Consider the following 16,727-nt stretch of genomic DNA (forward strand, 5'->3'; position numbering starts at 1 on the left):
GAGGGTTTCCCCTTTCCGCCCGCTTATTGGGGGCAATTCCACACAGCTTATACCAAACTTTTCCTGAAAAAACAACAAAAATCCCAAAATTTTTGTAAAATCTTTCAAAAGATGATGGACAGAACCGGGAATCTGTATTACTATATCAATGAGAATGGGCAGAAGAAAACGGTTTGTCCGCTCTAAGGAAGCAACAACTTGTCAACAGTACACCGATTTCGGTCGAAGTTATAAGTATTTCTTCCTTATTTGTTGTAGAGAAACGTTATTGACAGGATAGCGTTTCTGAAATAATATACTTTTGAGCTCACTCAAAGAAAGGACCTTTCTACTATGGCTGAACGAAAACGCGAACGCGCAAAAACCAGCGGGACTCCCGCAAGTATCCGTGAGGCGTTGAAGAAGGCGACAACTGAGATGTTGGTGCTCTTCGTGCTGCGCCACAAATCAATGTACACCTACGAAATGATGCAGGAGATCGACCGCATGAGTACAGGGAAGATCACCTTTAATACCCTTTATCAAGCCATCTATCGTCTGCAGAGTTTCCAGTACATTCAAGAGGAAGGTAAGGTGGTGTCCGAAGACAATCGAGTTCGTATTTATTTCGCAATTACTGCGTCCGGAGTAGACTATCTCGAGAAACTGATCGAGGAGTATCGTTCCTTCACCGGTGCTGTGGATCAGATCCTGGATCAGGAGAATTCCAACACCATTCGCATAGGAGAATGCTCATGATGTTAGCAAACGACTTGAAAACCTATTACGATGAAGTTCGCCGCTACTTGGACTGTCCCAAGGACGAGCAAGATCGTCTGCTTTTGAGTGTTAACAAGCAGGTGATTGAGTTACAAGTGGATAATCCTAATTTGGACTATGACGGGATCGTTGAATTTTTAGGAGAACCTGAAAGTTTAGCAGCTTCGCTTATGGAACGTTTGTCTCCGGATGTTGTTCAGAAATTCAAGAAGAAAAAGCGTCGTCTTCGTTTGAGTATCATTGCTTGTGTCGCAGTTGTGGTAGTTGCTTTATCTACACTTGTCATTTATACATCAACTATTCAGTCTGGTGTCAAAATTAGTGAGAAAAACACTATCGTTATTGACAAAGACAATGTTCCTCCTGACATAGAAGACGCAAAGAGCTACATTGAAAATTATTACAATCAAAAGGAGATTCCTTAACGATGAATCCTGCTAAAAAGATATGCTCTACTATTGTGGCCTTGGTTTTGGTTTTCTGTGCAATGCCTTTTTCCCAGGCTCAAGCAGCAAACGATCCTGAAACTCTTTTTTATGTAGAAGACTTAGGTAATGGCATTACTGTCGAAACTACTATCACAATTTACCCCGGTGTGACTCGCAATCAGTCAACAAGTGCCATTTCGAGCAGTGAATTTAAAAACAATGGCGTTTGGATCGCTACTGTTTCTTTAAAAGCCTATTTCACCTACAATGGTATTACTGCGGGTGTAACAGGTACCGAATACTCGAAAAGCCTTGCAAGCGGCTGGAGCTATACCAACCACAAAATCACAACGACTAATGTCTCCTCCAGCAGCGGTGGCACAGCTACTTTGACTGCCACGTTAAAGGATTTTCCCATTAATGTCCCTGTAAGACTTTCCTTGCATTGTGCTCCTAATGGTGCCATTACCAGAGGATAATTTTATCTCTTTGCATCTAATATAACAACAGCCGCAACGAAATTAGTTTCGTTGCGGCTGTTGTTATATTTTCTATATATTTAGTGTCTTTCTTCCCTTTTCACATCTCCCGCCGTCCCTCCAACGCGCGCATAAGGGTAGCATCGTCAGCATATTCTAAGTGGCCCCCCACGGGAACACCATAGGCCAGACGGGTCACCTTTACACCGAACGGCTTGAGCATACGGGACAGATACATGGCCGTGGCCTCTCCCTCCGTGTCGGGATTTGTCGCCATAATGACCTCCTGAATCTCCCCCTGCGCCACCCGGTCCAGGAGGGATTTGATATACAGGTCGTCGGGCCCCACGCCATTCATTGGGGAGAGCACCCCATGGAGCACATGGTAGGTCCCGTGGTATTCCCGGGCCCGCTCCATGGCAATGACATCCTTGGGATCGGCCACCACACAGACCACGCTGCCATCTCGTTTCTCACTGGCGCAGATGGGGCACAGCCCCTCTCCTTCCGTGAGGTTCTGACAGACGGGGCAGAGGGCAATGGACCGCTTGGCCTCCAAAATCGCCTGAGCAAACTGCTCCACCTCATTCTCGGGCAGAGACAGGACAAAAAACGCCAGGCGCTGGGCAGTCTTATGGCCAATGCCGGGCAGGCGGGCAAACTGTTCCACCATTTTTTCCAATGCGGGGGGGAAGTATTCCATGAAGCTACCTCTTCCTTCTTTTCTTGGGGATACTGCTGGGCCTCTTGCCAGCGTCTGCGGGCCGGGGTTACTCTCCCCGCAGGGCCCGGATGGCCTGGGCGGGGTCCGGCGCGCCATAGATTGCGCTGCCCGCCACCAGTACGTCGGCGCCGGCCTCCACCACCTGGCGGGCTGTCACCGGGTCCACGCCGCCGTCCACTTCCAGCCGGCAGGCGGGGTTACGTTCCTGAATATAGCGGCGGATGGCGGCAATCTTGGGCAGCTGATCGGCCATAAACGCCTGGCCGCCGAACCCGGGCTCCACTGTCATCACCAAAATCAGGTCCACCTTGTCCAGATAGGGCAGCACGGCCTCCGCCGCGGTGATGGGCCGCAGGGCAATGCCCTTCCGGACGCCCCGCCGCTCCATGGCCGCCAGGGCCGCCTGAATGCCGGGGGGCATATCCGCCTCCAGATGGACGGTCAGAAGGTCCGCTCCGGCATCCGCAAACGCATCCACGTAGCGCACCGGTTTTTCAATCATAAGGTGTACATCCAAAAACTGATCGGTGAACTTTCGCAGAGATTTCACCACAGGCACGCCAATGCTGATGTTGGAGACAAACATACCGTCCATCACATCCACATGGAGCCAGTCCGCTTCCCGGACCCGCTGGACATCCCGGCCCAGGTTGGCAAAGTCGGCGGAGAGGATGGAGGGGGCGATTGTAATCATGACACATCATTCCTTTCTCGTCAGCCGCTGGCTGGACAGGGCCCCGGCCAGGGCACACATGGTCCGCCCGCCGCATAGGATACGGCAAGCGGCGGCGGGGAGCCCTTCCCCGCCCAGGAGCACCGGGACCGCCGTCGGTCTTTCCTTACGCCACGGACCGGCCCCGACGGCGACGACCTGGCAGCCCGCCGCATCATATAGCCTTTGGAACGGGTGCCGGCTCTGCCGGTCTTTTTTGTCCGGCAGGGCGCCCTGTTCCATGGGCGCGGAGACGCCTGGGGCGCCCCCTCAAACAGTCTTGGGACCCTGGGGCCCCCGGGCCTCTCCCCCTTGGTCGGGACATTCGGCCGCCGCGGCCGGTTCTCCGGCCCGGCGGTTTCCATTCTATCCGCCTTTTTCCTCCCTGTCAATGGAAAGCAGTCCTTGACAGGGCTTCTTTCTGCGGGTAAAATGTTATAATATTAGAGTATACAACTTTCTGGAAAGGACGGGTCCCGCCCATGGCAAAATTCAAAAAGCGCCCTGTCATCCCGATTTACGCCATTGCCCTGGTCTGGGTGATTTTTACCCTGGTGCACCCGCTGTATCGGGTCTCCGACTATGTGACAGTTATCCTGCTGTCCGCCGTGGTCTTCATTGTGGCAAAGGGCATTTTCCCCACCATATCCTATGAAATGCCGGACCCCCAACCCCAAGCAGCGCCCTCTGCTTCGGAAGAGGAACCCCCAGCGCAGGACGCCGCCCAGGAGGCCCAGGAAGAAGCCCCGTCCTCCACGGGAGACCCCAAAATAGATGCCCTGATCCAGGAAAAGGACCGGGCCCTGCAGGAGATGCGCCGGCTGAACGACGCCATTGAGGATGAGATCATCTCCCGGCGCATTGACCAGCTGGAGGACACCACCGGCAAGATCATTGATCAGGTAGTGGCCCACCCGGAAAAGCTCTCGCAGATTCGAACCTTTATGAACTACTACCTGCCCACCACCCTGAAAATCCTCAACGCCTATGACCGCATGGGCGCCGCGGGCGTTTCCGGGGAGAATATTGACAGCACCATGCAGCGGATTGAAACCATGATGGACACCATCGTCATGGCCTTCCATAAGCAGCTGGACGCCCTCTTCCGGGACGATGCCATGGACATTGCCTCGGATATCACCGTCATGGAAAATCTGCTGGCCCAGGAGGGGCTCGGCGGCGCGCGTCCGGACCAAGACTAAGAAAGGACCGGTTTCATGGCAGACGAATTCATTCCCGAACTCACGCTGAATCCCAACTCTCCCCTGGCTGGCCAGGGACAGGCCGCCGCGGCCCCCGCCCCGGCGGCAGCAAGCACCCCGCCGGCAGAGGCGCATTTGCCGGAGAGCGACCTGGACGAGGCCAAGCTCTCCCCAGCCCAGCGGAAAGCTGTGGAGGACTTTGCCAGAACCATTGACATCACCGACAGCAATGTGGTCCTCCAGTACGGCGCCGCCGCCCAGAAAAATGTCTCCGAGTTTTCCGAAAACACCTTGCAGCAGATTCGCACCAAGGACCTGGGGCAGATCGGAGAGACCTTGGCCGACCTGGTCCGGCAGCTGCAGGAATTTGACCCGGAGGAGGAGAAAAAAGGCTTTGCCGGCTTTTTCCGCCGGAAAAAGAATCAGCTGGCCGCCCTGAAAGCCGGGTACGCCAAAGCCTCCGCCAACGTGGATCAAATTGTGGAAAACTTGCAGGCCCACCAGATCACCCTGATGAAGGACGTGGCCAACCTGGACCAGATGTTTGAGCTGAACGCCAAGTATCAGCAGGAGCTGACCATGTACATCCTGGCCGGGAAACAGCGCCTGGCCCAGATTCAGCGGGAGGACTTGGCCCAGCTCCAGCAGCAGGCCGCCGCCAGCGGGACCCAGGCGGATGCCCAGGCGTACAACGACATGGTCAGCCTGTGCAACCGCTTTGAGAAAAAGCTCCACGACCTGGAGCTGACCCGGATGATCTCCCTGCAAATGGGGCCCCAGACCCGGATGCTGCAAAATAACGACACCTTGATGATTGAAAAGATTCAGTCCAGCCTGGTCAACACCATCCCCCTCTGGAAGAGCCAGATGGTTCTGGCCCTGGGACTGGAGCACGCCCGGCAGGCCACCGCCGCCCAAAACGCGGTCACGGAGATGACCAACAACCTCCTCCGGCAGAACGCCGACCTGCTGAAAACAGGGACCATTGACACCGCCCGGGAGGCTGAGCGGTCCATTGTGGACCTGGAAACCCTCCGCCATACCAACCAACAGCTGATGGAATCCCTGGACGAAGTCCTGCGGATTCAAACCGAGGGAACCCAAAAGCGCAGAGAGGCCGAGGCAGAGCTGGGCCGGATTGAGGGCGAACTGAAACAAAAACTGTTGGCCCTGCGGACATGATCCCTCCGCCCCGCCCTGGGGGCGCGTGTTTCCTGCCAGCGCATCGTTTGCGCCGCAGACGGTGATATCGTTTGGAACACCTATTCTCTCTTGGAGGTTCCTATGAAATTTTTCAAGAAAACATCCGTCGCCATCCTGCTGACGGCCCTGCTGGTGGCCCTGTGCTGTGTCTGGGGCTACTCCCGGGCCTATGAGGCCAGCCACTCCGACCCCGACTCGGTGGTGCAGAGCCAGCGGGCCGGGGAGAGCGGCCTCAACTACTTTCTCAACTGGATTGATGACGGCGCCGGTCTCTTTTCCATGGAGACCACCGACACCCTGGCCCGAAACAACCTGGACCTAAACAACACCTACGGATGTCTGCTGGCGCTGAAGACAGTGAACTATCTCAACGGCCAGGACATCGCATCCTATTCCAAGGACCTCTTCCAGCAGGTCGATCTGGGCCGGAAGGATATGCTGCTGGTCATTGAGTCCAGCAGCCAGGCCTGGTACCTGGTCTACGGCGGGGGACTGCGAACCTATGCGGAGAATAACGACGCCCTGGCCGCCCTGCTGAAGGATAACCTGGACACGGATTTTTTCCAGGGCGAGAGTGACGCGGGGATTTTATCCCTGTTCGATGATCTGGAGCACTGGTGCGCGGAGACCCTTCCTGTTTTGGATGACACCCCGGAACCGGGCAACCCGTTCTTACAGAACGACAATAAAGTTCAGATTCTCTCCCTTGGCGATGTTTTGCTGGGGATTCTCTTTACCCTGCTGGTCAATATCTGGTGGATTATTCTGCTGCTGGTGGTGCTGAACCTGATTGACCGCCACCGTTTTCGGGAATATATCACCAAGCACCCCCCCGGCTCCCTCTCCAATCCCCCGGTCTTTTTCCGTCCCCTGCTCTTCTGGCACGGGCAGGGCTCGTCCTGGTACCGCCGTATGCTGTACCTGGTGTCCGAGGCCCCCTACGAGGACGACGACGATTTCGAGGACGACGGCGACCAGCCGGGCCCCGATGGGACCGGCGGCGCGCAGGAGAACGCCTACACCGGCCCCGGGCCGGATGTGGGGCCGCAGGCCTCGGGATTCCGGGGAGACCCCCAGGAAGCGTTCCGCCGGGAGCACCGCGGCCTCTGGGGAACGTGGAGCCGCCTTTGGGACATGGGGTGGGAATGGGTGCACCTGCTCCAGGACCAAGTCAGCCGCCTGTTCGGTGGGCGGCGCATGTAGTCCCCTTTCCCCTTTCTTTTGGATACCCTGGGCCGAAGTTTCTTCGTTCCCAGGGTTTTTTGCTCCCGCTCTCAAAAGGCAACCCCACCGGCTAGAGATACTCTCTCGAACCGGTGGGGTTTTTCGTCCCTTTTTGGCCTTCTCCCCTCACGCCTCCGGAGTGTTCGCTTCCAGTACAGGCTGGGGGGGAAGATCCCCTTTCACCGCCACACAGCGGTTGATCTTGGTGCCCATGTTATGGAATTTTTCCTCATAGTCGGTCATAATCCCCTGGATGCCCTGGGCATGGAGGTCGTGGGTCACCTGCTCTGGATAGAAACCGCCCAAGGGAAACTCCGTCACGGAAAAGGCAAACAGCCCCACGTTGTCCGTCTTGAAGTGAATCTCTCCCCCCGCCCGCAGCACCTGCCGGTAGCGCAGCAGGAAATCCCGGTGGGTCAGCCTCCGCTTGGCGTGGCGCTTGGGGGGCCAAGGGTCGCAGAAGTTAATGTAGATGAGGTCCACCTCATCCGGGGCAAAAAACGCCGGCAGATTGGCCGCGTCGGCGTCAATAAAGAAGACATTGTGCAGCTCCATGTCCCGGGCCCGTTCCATGGCCATGACCATGGCGTCCGGCACCCGCTCCACCGCCACAAACAGGACCTCCGGCGCGGCGGCGGCCGTCTGGCAGGTGAAGCGGCCCTTGCCGCACCCCAGCTCGATCCGGAGCTCCTTGGCTCCGGGCAGCAGGGAGCGCCAGTTGCCCCGCAGAGCCTGGGGGTCCGAAATCAGCCACTGGGCACACCGCTCCATCCGGGGCACCAGATTCTTTTTTCTTCTCATACGCATTGGGTTTCCTCCTCTGATGGCAGACGCAAACTTGCGAAACCCCGGGGAGTTTCGTCACTTTCTGGCTATCATACCATAAGTTTCTCCCTTTGTCAGCGTCTTTCTCCCGATTTTCACCCTTCTCCGGTCATCTTTCCCTTGTCGAAGGGGCAAAAAAGCGGTATGATAAAAGGTACAAAATCCGGAAAGGAAGGGGCCTGTCATGGGTGTGCACGAGGGGCATCGGGACCGAATGAAGCGGGAATTTTTGCAGGGCGGGCTCCGCCATTTCTCCGAGCCCCGGGTGCTGGAGCTCCTCCTATTTTACTCCCGCCTCCAGGGAGACGTCAACCCCCTGGCCCACCGCCTGCTGGAGGCCTTTGGCTCCCTGTCCGGCGTTCTGGACGCCTCCCCCGCCGACCTGGCCAAGGTCCCCGGCGTGGGGGAGAACACCGTGGTCCTCCTGAAACTCATCCCCGCCGTTGCCGCCCGGTACTTGGCCTCCCGAACCAGCGCCGACGTGATCATCTCCGACAGCGCCAGCCTGCGCACCCTGTTTCTCCCCTACTTCTTTGGGGCCCGAAATGAGATGTCCTTTCTGGCCTGCTTCGACGGAAAGCTCAAGCTCCTGGGGGTCCGGCTGCTCAGCGAGGGCAGCCCCAGCGCCAATGAGATCAGTCTGCGGAAGATTGCCACGGAGGCCCTGGCCTTGGGCGCCACCGCCGTGGTGCTGGCCCACAACCATCCCAGCGGCATCGCCACCCCCTCCCAGGAAGATATTTTTATCACCCACTACATCCGGGACGCCCTTCAGCCCCTGGGCATCACACTGTATGACCATGTCATCATGACCGATGACGACATGGTCTCCCTGAAGGACAGCCGTCACTTAAATTCCTTTTAACCCCCATCTGAAAACAACTGTACGGGAGGTTTCTATGCCTAAATTTCAGGTCGTCAGCGACTACACCCCCTCCGGGGATCAGCCCCAGGCCATCGCCAGCCTGGCCCAGGGCGTGGAGCTGGGATTGAACGAACAGACCCTTTTGGGGGTGACCGGCTCCGGCAAAACCTTTACCATGGCTAAGGTCATTGAGCAGGTCCAGCGTCCCACCCTTGTCCTGGCCCACAACAAAACCCTGGCCGCGCAGCTGTGCGCGGAGTTCAAGGAGTTCTTTCCCAACAATGCGGTGGAATACTTTGTCTCCTACTACGACTACTACCAGCCAGAGGCCTATATCCCCCACACCGACACCTTCATTGAGAAGGACAGCGCCATCAACGACGAGATTGAGCGCCTGCGCCACTCCGCCACCTCCGCCCTTTTTGAGCGGCGGGATGTGATCGTGGTGGCCTCGGTCTCCTGCATTTACGGCTTGGGGGACCCCATCGACTACGCCAACATGGTCATCTCCCTGCGCACCGGCCAGGAGCGGCCCATGGAGCAGCTGCTGAACAAGCTCACGGAGATCCGCTATGAGCGCAACGACGTGGCCTTCGACCGCAACCGCTTCCGGGTCCGGGGGGACACGGTGGAAATTTTCCCCGTCTACGCCAACGACCGGGCCATCCGGGTGGAGTTCTTCGGGGACGAGATCGACCGGATCAGCGAGATCAACGTGGTCACCGGCACCCCCACCCGGGTGGTGGACCATGTGGCCATCTACCCGGCCTCCCACTATGTGGCCTCCAAGGAAAAAATGGCCGCCGCCATCCAGGAGATCTACCGGGAGATGGAGGAACGGGTGGCCTTCTTCAAGGCCAACGACCAGTTGCTGGAGGCCCAGCGCATCTCCCAGCGCACCTTGTACGACATTGAGATGATGCGGGAGCTGGGCTACTGCTCCGGCATTGAGAATTACAGCCGGGTCATCGCCGGCCGGCCCGCCGGGTCCCCTCCCATGACCCTGCTGGACTACTTCCCCAAGGATTTTCTTCTGTTCATCGACGAGAGCCACGTGACCCTCCCCCAGGTGCGGGCCATGTACGCCGGGGATCGGGCCCGGAAAACCACCCTGGTGGACTACGGCTTCCGGCTGCCCTGCGCCTTTGACAACCGTCCTTTGAACTTTGAGGAGTTCTCCCAGCGGGTCAATCAAGTGATCTATGTCTCCGCCACTCCGGGGGAGTATGAGCGCAGCCGCTCGGGCCAGATCGTGGAGCAGGTCATCCGCCCCACCGGCCTGCTGGACCCGGTGGTCCAGGTCCGCCCTGTGGAGGGCCAGATCGACGACCTGATCGGGGAAATCAACGCCCGCACCCCCCGGCAGGAACGGGTCCTGGTGACCACCCTGACCAAAAAGATGGCGGAGGACCTCACCAGCTATCTCCAGGGGGCAGGCATCCGGGTGCGGTACATGCACCATGACGTGGACACCATTGAGCGGATGGAGATCATCCGGGACCTCCGCCTGGGCACCTTTGACGTGCTGGTGGGCATCAACCTCCTCCGGGAGGGGCTGGACCTGCCCGAGGTCTCCCTGGTGGCCATCCTGGATGCGGACAAGGAGGGCTTTCTCCGCTCGGAGACCTCCCTCATTCAGACCATCGGCCGGGCGGCCCGAAACGCCCAGGGCCTGGTCATCCTCTACGCCGACCGGGTGACCCCCTCCATGGCCGCGGCCATGGAGGAGACCCAGCGCCGGCGGGAAATTCAAAACGCCTACAACCAGGCCCACGGCATTGTCCCCAAGACCATTGTCAAATCGGTCCGGGACCTGATCGAGATCTCCCACGCCGCCGACGGCAAGGAGAGGAAGGGAAAGGGGGCCAAGGCCCTCACCCCCAAGGAGAAGGCCAGCCTCATCGCCCAGTTGGAACAGGAGATGAAGGAGGCCAGCCGCCGGCTGGAGTTCGAGTACGCTGCCATTCTGCGGGATCAAATCATAGAATTGAGGGGGGCCAGCGAGACCGGCTGACCCCTGAAGGAGGCTTCTCTATGTCCATGCAGTACCACTGCTGTCTTTTGACCCTGTATCTCCTGGCGCTTCGCTGGCCGGGTCCCTCTGCTTGTCCCCAGCAAGTACCGGTATTTTGGATTGACAGAAAGGAGCTTTCCCGATGAAGCAAACGAAACAGGCGGGCGCTGCCGCCCTTCCCAAGTCCGGTTATTTTGCCATGGTCTGTATTCTCATTGCCGGCTCCCTGTGGGGGTGCCTGGGGCTGTTTAACCGGCATTTGTCCGCCCTGGGGATCGCCCCGGAGACCGTGGTCATGCTGCGGAATCTGGGGGCCTGCCTCATTCTCGGCCTGATTTTTCTGGTCTATGACCGCAGTATTTTTCGCATTCGCCTCCGCCATCTGCCCATTTTCCTCTGCTCCGGCCTCATCAGCATTCTCTTTTTTACCCTCTGCTACTTCCGCAGCCAGCAGGTGTCCTCCCTGGCGGTGGCCGCGATCCTGCTCTACACCGCCCCTACCTTCGTGGTGATCCTGTCCGCCCTTCTCTGGAAGGACCGGATCACCAAGCGGAAACTGGCCGCGCTGGTGCTGGCCTTCCTGGGCTGCTGCTTTGTGGCCGGCATCCTCAACGGTGCCCTGACCCTGACCCCTGAGGGCCTGCTTCTGGGCATTGGCAGCGGGCTGTTTTACAGCTCCTACACCATTTTCGGCCGGTTTGCGCTGAAGCATTACCAGCCCTTTACCGTCACCTTCTATACCTTTCTCATCGCCGGCATTGGCTCTCTATTCATGACGAGTCCCGGGGACCTTAGCACCACCTTCCACTCCCCCATGGGGATTCTCCTCTCCCTGGGGCTTATGGTGGTGGGGACAGTCATTCCCTATCTGCTCTACACCAAGGGGCTCAGCGACCTGGGCGACAGCGGAAAGGCCTCCATCCTGGCCTCCGTGGAGCCCGTGGTGGCCTCCCTGGTGGGCATCGCCGCTTTCGGGGAACCAATGACCCTGGGCGTCGTTCTGGGCCTGGTGTGCATTCTGGCCTCCGTGTACATTCTGAGGTGATCCCATGGCAAAAAATAAGGAAGAAAAAACCAACGTGGTCCGCATATTAGAGGCGGCGGGCATCCCCTGCACCGCCTATGAGGTTCCCCTGCCCAAGGGCAAGGTCCCCGACGGCGTCACCGCCGCCGGCCTGCTGGGCAAGCCTGTGGAGCAGGTATTCAAGACCCTGGTTGCCCAGGGCCCCAAGGGGGAACACTTCGTGTATGTCATCCCCGTGGCCGAGACCCTGGATTTGAAAAAGGCCGCCCGGGCCGCCGGGGTGAAATCGGTCTCCATGCTCCCCCAAAAGCAGCTGCTCCCCCTCACCGGTTATGTCCACGGGGGCTGCTCGCCGGTGGGGATGTCCAAGTCCTTTCCCACCTACTTCGCGGAAGAGGTGATCTTGGTGGACACCATGATCTGCTCCGCCGGAAAAGTGGGGTATCAGGTGGAGGTGGCCCCCGACGATCTGATCGCCCTGGTGGGCGGGCAGGTGGCGGACCTCACCCAGCAATAACACAAAAGGAAGAAGATACTCCCATGCAATCTCACATTCACGTCAAAGGCGCCCGCGCCAACAACTTAAAAAATATTGATGTCTCCATCCCCCGGGATAAGCTGGTGGTGATCACCGGCCTGTCCGGTTCCGGGAAGTCCTCTCTGGCCTTCGACACCATTTACGCTGAGGGACAGCGGCGGTATGTGGAATCCCTCTCCTCCTATGCCCGGATGTTTCTGGGCCAGATGGAAAAGCCCGATGTGGACTACATCGACGGTCTCTCCCCCGCCATCTCCATCGACCAGAAGACCACCAGCAAAAATCCCCGGTCCACCGTGGGCACCGTAACGGAGATCTATGATTATCTCCGTCTTCTGTGGGCCCGGGTGGGAACCCCCCACTGCCCCAAGTGCGGCAAGGAGATTCGCCAGCAGTCCGTGGACCAGATCATCGACCAGATTCTCTCCCTGCCCGAGGGCACCCGCATTCAGGTGCTGGCCCCTGTGGTCCGGGGGAAAAAGGGGGAGCACGTCAAGGTTTTGGACAACGCCCGGAAATCCGGCTATGTACGCTGTCGGGTGGACGGGGCTCTCTATGAACTCACAGAGGACATCTCTCTGGAGAAAAACAAGAAGCACAACATTGAAATCGTGGTGGACCGTCTGGTCATCCGGCCGGACATCCTCCGCCGGCTCACCGACTCGGTGGAGACCGCCGCCTCCCTGGGGGGAGGTCTTCTGCTCATCAACCTGGTACAGGAGGACAGGGACCTCACCTTCTCCCAAAACTACGCCTGCGAGGACTGCGGCATCTCCATTGAGGAACTGGCCCCCCGGATGTTCTCCTTCAACAGTCCCTTCGGCGCCTGCCCCACCTGCACCGGTCTGGGCAGCCAGATGAAAGCCGATCCCCAGCTGGTCATCCCCAACCCCGCCCTGTCCATCCTGGACGGCGCCATCGCCGTCTCCGGCTGGCAGAATGTGAAGGGGGATTCCATCGCCCGGATGTACTTTGAGGCCCTGGGCAAGCAATACGGCTTCCAGCTCACCACCCCCTTCCAGGACCTCTCCCCGGAGGCCCAGGAGGTCATCCTCCATGGCACCCGGGGGGAAAAGCTCAAGCTCACCTACCACCGGGCCGACGGACAGGGCACGTTCAGCCAGGCCTTTGAGGGAATTTTACACAACGTGGAGCGGCGGTTCACAGAAACCCAGTCCGATGCCTCCCGGAAGGAGCTGGAGGAATGCATGAGTGAGTGCCCCTGCCCCACCTGCCAGGGCCGCCGGCTGAAAAAGGAGGCCCTGGCGGTGACCGTAGGGAACCTGAATATCGACGAATTCTGCCACAAATCCGTCACCGACGCCCTGGATTTTGTGGATCATCTGACCCTGACGGAAACCCAGGCCCAGATTGCCCAGCAGATCCTCAAGGAGATCCGCTCCCGCCTGACCTTCCTGCAAAGCGTGGGGCTGTCCTATCTGACCCTCAGCCGCCAGGCGGGCACCCTGTCCGGCGGCGAGAGCCAGCGGATTCGGCTGGCCACCCAGATCGGCTCCTCCCTCATGGGGGTGCTGTACATTCTGGACGAGCCCTCCATCGGCCTGCACCAGCGGGACAACGACATGCTTCTGGACACCCTCAAGCGCCTGCGGGACCTGGGCAACACCCTCATTGTGGTGGAGCACGACGAGGACACCATGCGGGCCGCGGACTACATTGTGGATATCGGCCCTGCCGCCGGGGTCCACGGCGGCCAGGTCATCGCCGCAGGCACCGCAGAGGAGATCATGGCCGTGCCGGCATCCATCACCGGCCAGTATCTCTCCGGCGCCAAAAAAATTCCGGTCCCCTCCCGCCGCCGGACCGGCAACGGGCACAGCCTCACCATTCGGGGGGCTGCGGAGAACAATCTGGACCACGTGGACGTCACCTTTCCCCTGGGGACGTTCACCTGCGTCACCGGTGTGTCCGGTTCCGGGAAGTCCTCTCTGGTCAATGAGATTCTCTTCAAGCGGCTGGGGGCCGACCTGAACCGGATGAAGGTCCGCCCAGGCAAGCACACGGCGCTGGAGGGGGAGGAATTTCTGGACAAGGTCATCGACATCGACCAGTCTCCCATCGGCCGGACGCCCCGGTCCAACCCGGCCACCTACACAGGGCTGTTCGGGGACATCCGGGAGCTTTTCGCCTCCACCCCCGACGCCAAGTCCCGGGGATATGGGCCCGGTCGCTTCTCCTTCAATGTGAAGGGCGGCCGGTGCGAGTCCTGCGCCGGGGATGGACTGCTGAAAATCGAGATGCACTTTCTCCCCGATATTTACGTTCCCTGCGAGGTCTGCAAGGGAAAACGCTACAACCGGGAGACCCTGGAGGTCAAGTACAAGGGAAAAAACATCCACGATGTCCTGGACATGACCGTGGATGAGGGACTGGCCTTCTTCGCCAACCTCCCCAAGCTCCGCCGGAAGCTGGAGACCCTGTCCTCGGTGGGGCTCGGCTACCTGAAAATCGGCCAGTCCTCCACCACGCTGTCCGGCGGCGAGGCCCAGCGGGTGAAGCTGGCCACAGAGCTGGCCCGGCGCTCCACGGGAAAGACCATCTATATCCTGGATGAGCCCACCACCGGCCTGCACACCTACGACGTACACAAGCTGCTGGAGGTCCTGGACCGTCTGGTGGAGGGGGGCAACACCGTGGTGGTCATCGAACACAATTTGGATGTCATCAAGTGGGCCGACCACGTGATTGACCTGGGTCCGGAAGGGGGCAGCGGTGGCGGCCACGTGGTGTGCACCGGCACCCCCGAGGAGGTTGCCCAGTGTGAGGCCTCCTACACGGGCCGGTACTTGAAGAAGCTGTTAAAGTAAGCCGCAGGGCTTTTCCACCCGGGCTGCCCGCAGTCAGGTCCCAATCCGCCCGCGCCGGCATAGAATGGGCTGGAGGTGTTGCTTGTGGAAATCCTGATGGCCCTACTGTGCGCGGCGCTGCTGCTGTGGTTCAACCGCCTCATTTTCACCCGCCTGATCTCCCCCGCCCAGCAGGGCACGGTCCCCGTCTTTGCCGTGATCCCCGCCGTGGGGGACGGCGACGGGCTGGAGCAAACCCTGCGCCACCTGCACTGGCTGCAGGGGGAAAAACTCTCCCAGTTCACCCTGCTCATTGTGGACGCGGGACTGACCCCCGCCGGACAGGACCTGGTCCAGGCACTCCAGCGCAAAGACACCTCCCTGCTCTTCTGCCCGGCAGAGGAGGCCACCCTCATCCTGAAAAGGAAGGACGACCATGGATACTTCTCCCTCTGAACTGATTTTACTGGACGGCACCGTCTCCTCCGTCATCTACCGCAATGAGGAGAACGGCTATACCATTCTGCGCCTGGAGGCCCCGGAGGCAGGGGAAGAGGTCACCGTGGTGGGCACCATGCCGGGCATCAGCCCGGGGGAGGGCCTGTCCGTTCACGGACAGTGGACCCGTCACAGCACCTACGGGGAGCAGTTCCGGGCGGAGATCGTGGAGCGGCGGATGCCTGTGGGGGAAAAGGCCCTGCTGGAATACCTGGCCTCCGGGGCGGTGAAGGGGGTGGGGGCCGCCATGGCCCGGCGGCTGCTGGATGCCTTTGGGGAGGATGTGCTGACGGTGATCGAGGAGGCCCCCCGCCGGCTCACCGAGGTGAAGGGCATCTCCCCCAAACGGGCGGAGACCATCCACCAGTCCCTGTGTATGCAGCTTTCCATGCGGCGGCTGCTGGATTTTCTCTCCGCCCATGGGCTCTCCCTCTCCCTGGCCATGCCCCTGTACCGGCGGTATGGAGACCTGGCCCTCACCGCCCTGCGGGCCAACCCCTACCTTCTCACGGAGGAACCCCTCTTCACCCCCTTCCCCGCCGCGGACAAGCTGGCCAGGGAGCTGGGACTGGAGGCGGACGACCCTCTGCGCCTGGAGGCGGGGCTTCTCTACACCCTCTCTCACAACTTGGACAACGGCCATGTTTTTCTCCCCTATGCCAAGCTTCTGACCGCCGCCCAGCGGCTGCTGGGGACGGAGTCCTCCGTGCTGGAGGACCATTTGGAGGGCTTGACGGACCGCGGGACCATCGTTCGGGAGGAAATTGCCGGCCAGGATGCCTGCTACCTGGCCAGGCTCCACTACTGCGAGACCTATGTGGCCAACGCCTTGCTGGAGATGGAGGGGGAACCGCTCTGCCCCCCAGAGGACCTGGACGCGCTCCTGGACCGAATTCAGCGGGAACAGGGTCTCACCTACGCCCCCCTGCAGGTGGAGGCGGTGAAAACCGCCGCCCAGCGGCAGGTGATGCTCCTCACCGGCGGGCCGGGCACCGGAAAAACCACCTCTCTCCGGGGCATTCTGTCTCTGTTCGACCATTTGCAGCTGCGCACCGCCCTCACGGCCCCCACCGGCCGGGCGGCCAAGCGGCTTTCCGAAACCTGCGGCGCCGAGGCCTCCACCATCCACCGGCTCCTGGAGCCCCGGTACGACAGCCAGACGGGGGGACTCACCTTCGCCCACAACGAACGGGAGCCTCTGGACACCGACGCTGTCATTTTGGACGAGGCCTCCATGGTGGACCTTGTCCTCATGCAGGCCCTGCTGGCCGCCCTGCCCGGCGGATGCCGTCTGGTTTTGGTGGGGGACCCCCACCAGCTTCCCTCGGTGGGGCCGGGCAATCTGCTCTCGGATCTGCTCCGCTCCCGGCGGCTGCCCACCCTCCGCCTGACGGAGATTTTCCGCCAGGCCGCCGCCTCGGCCAT

At 60.0% G+C, this 16,727-nt stretch carries 17 protein-coding genes; 13 read left to right on the plus strand and 4 right to left on the minus strand.

Annotation, left to right across the window (positions count from 1 at the left end; genetic code table 11):
- The first annotated feature begins 333 nt into the window (after positions 1-333).
- Genes DV520_RS08260 through DV520_RS12160 form a run of 3 tightly spaced genes read left to right on the plus strand, consistent with a single transcriptional unit; the run spans position 334 to position 1,666 of the window.
- Entirely contained in the window at positions 334-738 is a 405-nt protein-coding gene (locus DV520_RS08260; RefSeq protein ID WP_021920545.1) for a PadR family transcriptional regulator, read from the plus strand.
- Positions 735-1,184 carry a hypothetical protein gene (locus DV520_RS08265; RefSeq protein ID WP_117142416.1) on the plus strand — a complete coding sequence of 150 codons (450 nt, stop codon included), beginning with the start codon at positions 735-737 and terminating at the stop codon, positions 1,182-1,184. The genes DV520_RS08260 and DV520_RS08265 overlap by 4 nt, the downstream gene beginning before the upstream one ends.
- Positions 1,185-1,186: 2 nt before the next feature.
- The gene (locus DV520_RS12160) at positions 1,187-1,666 is read left to right on the plus strand and encodes a hypothetical protein (RefSeq protein WP_133308845.1); all 480 of its coding nucleotides are present in this window, start codon (positions 1,187-1,189) and stop codon (positions 1,664-1,666) included.
- A gap of 100 nt (positions 1,667-1,766) precedes the next feature.
- Here DV520_RS12160 and recR read toward each other — a convergent pair whose 3' ends face one another.
- From recR to DV520_RS08280, 3 genes are all read right to left on the minus strand, one after another.
- Positions 1,767-2,369 carry a recombination mediator RecR gene (recR, locus tag DV520_RS08270; RefSeq protein WP_021920547.1) on the minus strand — a complete coding sequence of 201 codons (603 nt, stop codon included), beginning with the start codon at positions 2,367-2,369 and terminating at the stop codon, positions 1,767-1,769.
- Positions 2,370-2,436: 67 nt separating this feature from the next.
- Entirely contained in the window at positions 2,437-3,084 is a 648-nt protein-coding gene (gene rpe, locus DV520_RS08275; RefSeq protein WP_117142417.1) for a ribulose-phosphate 3-epimerase, read from the minus strand.
- Positions 3,085-3,090: 6 nt separating this feature from the next.
- On the minus strand, positions 3,091-3,345 hold the full coding sequence (locus tag DV520_RS08280) for a hypothetical protein (protein ID WP_117142418.1): 255 nt from the start codon (positions 3,343-3,345) through the stop codon (positions 3,091-3,093).
- Positions 3,346-3,584: 239 nt separating this feature from the next.
- Here DV520_RS08280 and DV520_RS08285 point away from each other — a divergent pair, with 239 nt between their 5' ends.
- From DV520_RS08285 to DV520_RS08295, 3 genes are all read left to right on the plus strand, one after another.
- Complete coding sequence (locus tag DV520_RS08285; RefSeq protein WP_021920548.1) at positions 3,585-4,304, plus strand: 5-bromo-4-chloroindolyl phosphate hydrolysis family protein; 720 nt, start codon at positions 3,585-3,587, stop codon at positions 4,302-4,304.
- 15 nt (positions 4,305-4,319) lie between these two features.
- Positions 4,320-5,486, plus strand: coding sequence for a toxic anion resistance protein (locus DV520_RS08290; RefSeq protein ID WP_117142419.1), 1,167 nt, complete (start codon positions 4,320-4,322; stop codon positions 5,484-5,486).
- A 102-nt stretch (positions 5,487-5,588) separates the two neighbouring features.
- Positions 5,589-6,710: a TPM domain-containing protein gene (locus DV520_RS08295; RefSeq protein WP_117142420.1), complete on the plus strand. Its 1,122-nt coding sequence runs from the start codon at positions 5,589-5,591 to the stop codon at positions 6,708-6,710.
- Between the two features lie 147 nt (positions 6,711-6,857).
- Here the strand turns inward: DV520_RS08295 and trmB are convergent, their stop codons facing one another.
- The gene (gene trmB / locus DV520_RS08300; RefSeq protein WP_117142421.1) at positions 6,858-7,538 is read right to left on the minus strand and encodes a tRNA (guanosine(46)-N7)-methyltransferase TrmB; all 681 of its coding nucleotides are present in this window, start codon (positions 7,536-7,538) and stop codon (positions 6,858-6,860) included.
- Between the two features lie 202 nt (positions 7,539-7,740).
- Between trmB and DV520_RS08305 the strand changes: the two genes are divergently transcribed.
- The 7 genes from DV520_RS08305 to recD2 all read left to right on the plus strand — a co-directional run.
- Positions 7,741-8,421 carry a JAB domain-containing protein gene (locus DV520_RS08305; RefSeq protein ID WP_021920552.1) on the plus strand — a complete coding sequence of 227 codons (681 nt, stop codon included), beginning with the start codon at positions 7,741-7,743 and terminating at the stop codon, positions 8,419-8,421.
- A 34-nt stretch (positions 8,422-8,455) separates the two neighbouring features.
- Entirely contained in the window at positions 8,456-10,435 is a 1,980-nt protein-coding gene (uvrB, locus tag DV520_RS08310; RefSeq protein ID WP_021920553.1) for an excinuclease ABC subunit UvrB, read from the plus strand.
- A 142-nt stretch (positions 10,436-10,577) separates the two neighbouring features.
- Positions 10,578-11,480, plus strand: coding sequence for a DMT family transporter (locus DV520_RS08315; RefSeq protein ID WP_117142422.1), 903 nt, complete (start codon positions 10,578-10,580; stop codon positions 11,478-11,480).
- A 4-nt stretch (positions 11,481-11,484) separates the two neighbouring features.
- Positions 11,485-11,976, plus strand: a complete 492-nt coding sequence (locus DV520_RS08320) for an aminoacyl-tRNA deacylase (RefSeq protein WP_021920555.1) — start codon at positions 11,485-11,487, stop codon at positions 11,974-11,976.
- A 23-nt stretch (positions 11,977-11,999) separates the two neighbouring features.
- Positions 12,000-14,825, plus strand: a complete 2,826-nt coding sequence (uvrA, locus tag DV520_RS08325; RefSeq protein ID WP_021920556.1) for an excinuclease ABC subunit UvrA — start codon at positions 12,000-12,002, stop codon at positions 14,823-14,825.
- A gap of 84 nt (positions 14,826-14,909) precedes the next feature.
- The gene (locus DV520_RS08330) at positions 14,910-15,260 is read left to right on the plus strand and encodes a hypothetical protein (protein WP_117142423.1); all 351 of its coding nucleotides are present in this window, start codon (positions 14,910-14,912) and stop codon (positions 15,258-15,260) included.
- Positions 15,241-16,727 (plus strand): SF1B family DNA helicase RecD2 (gene recD2, locus DV520_RS08335; protein WP_117142424.1); only part of this gene is annotated, 1,487 nt, incomplete at its 3' end. The genes DV520_RS08330 and recD2, both read left to right, overlap by 20 nt.

The sequence above is a fragment of the Evtepia gabavorous genome, assembly GCF_003425665.1.
Classification (GTDB): Bacteria; Bacillota; Clostridia; order Oscillospirales; family Oscillospiraceae; genus Evtepia; species Evtepia gabavorous.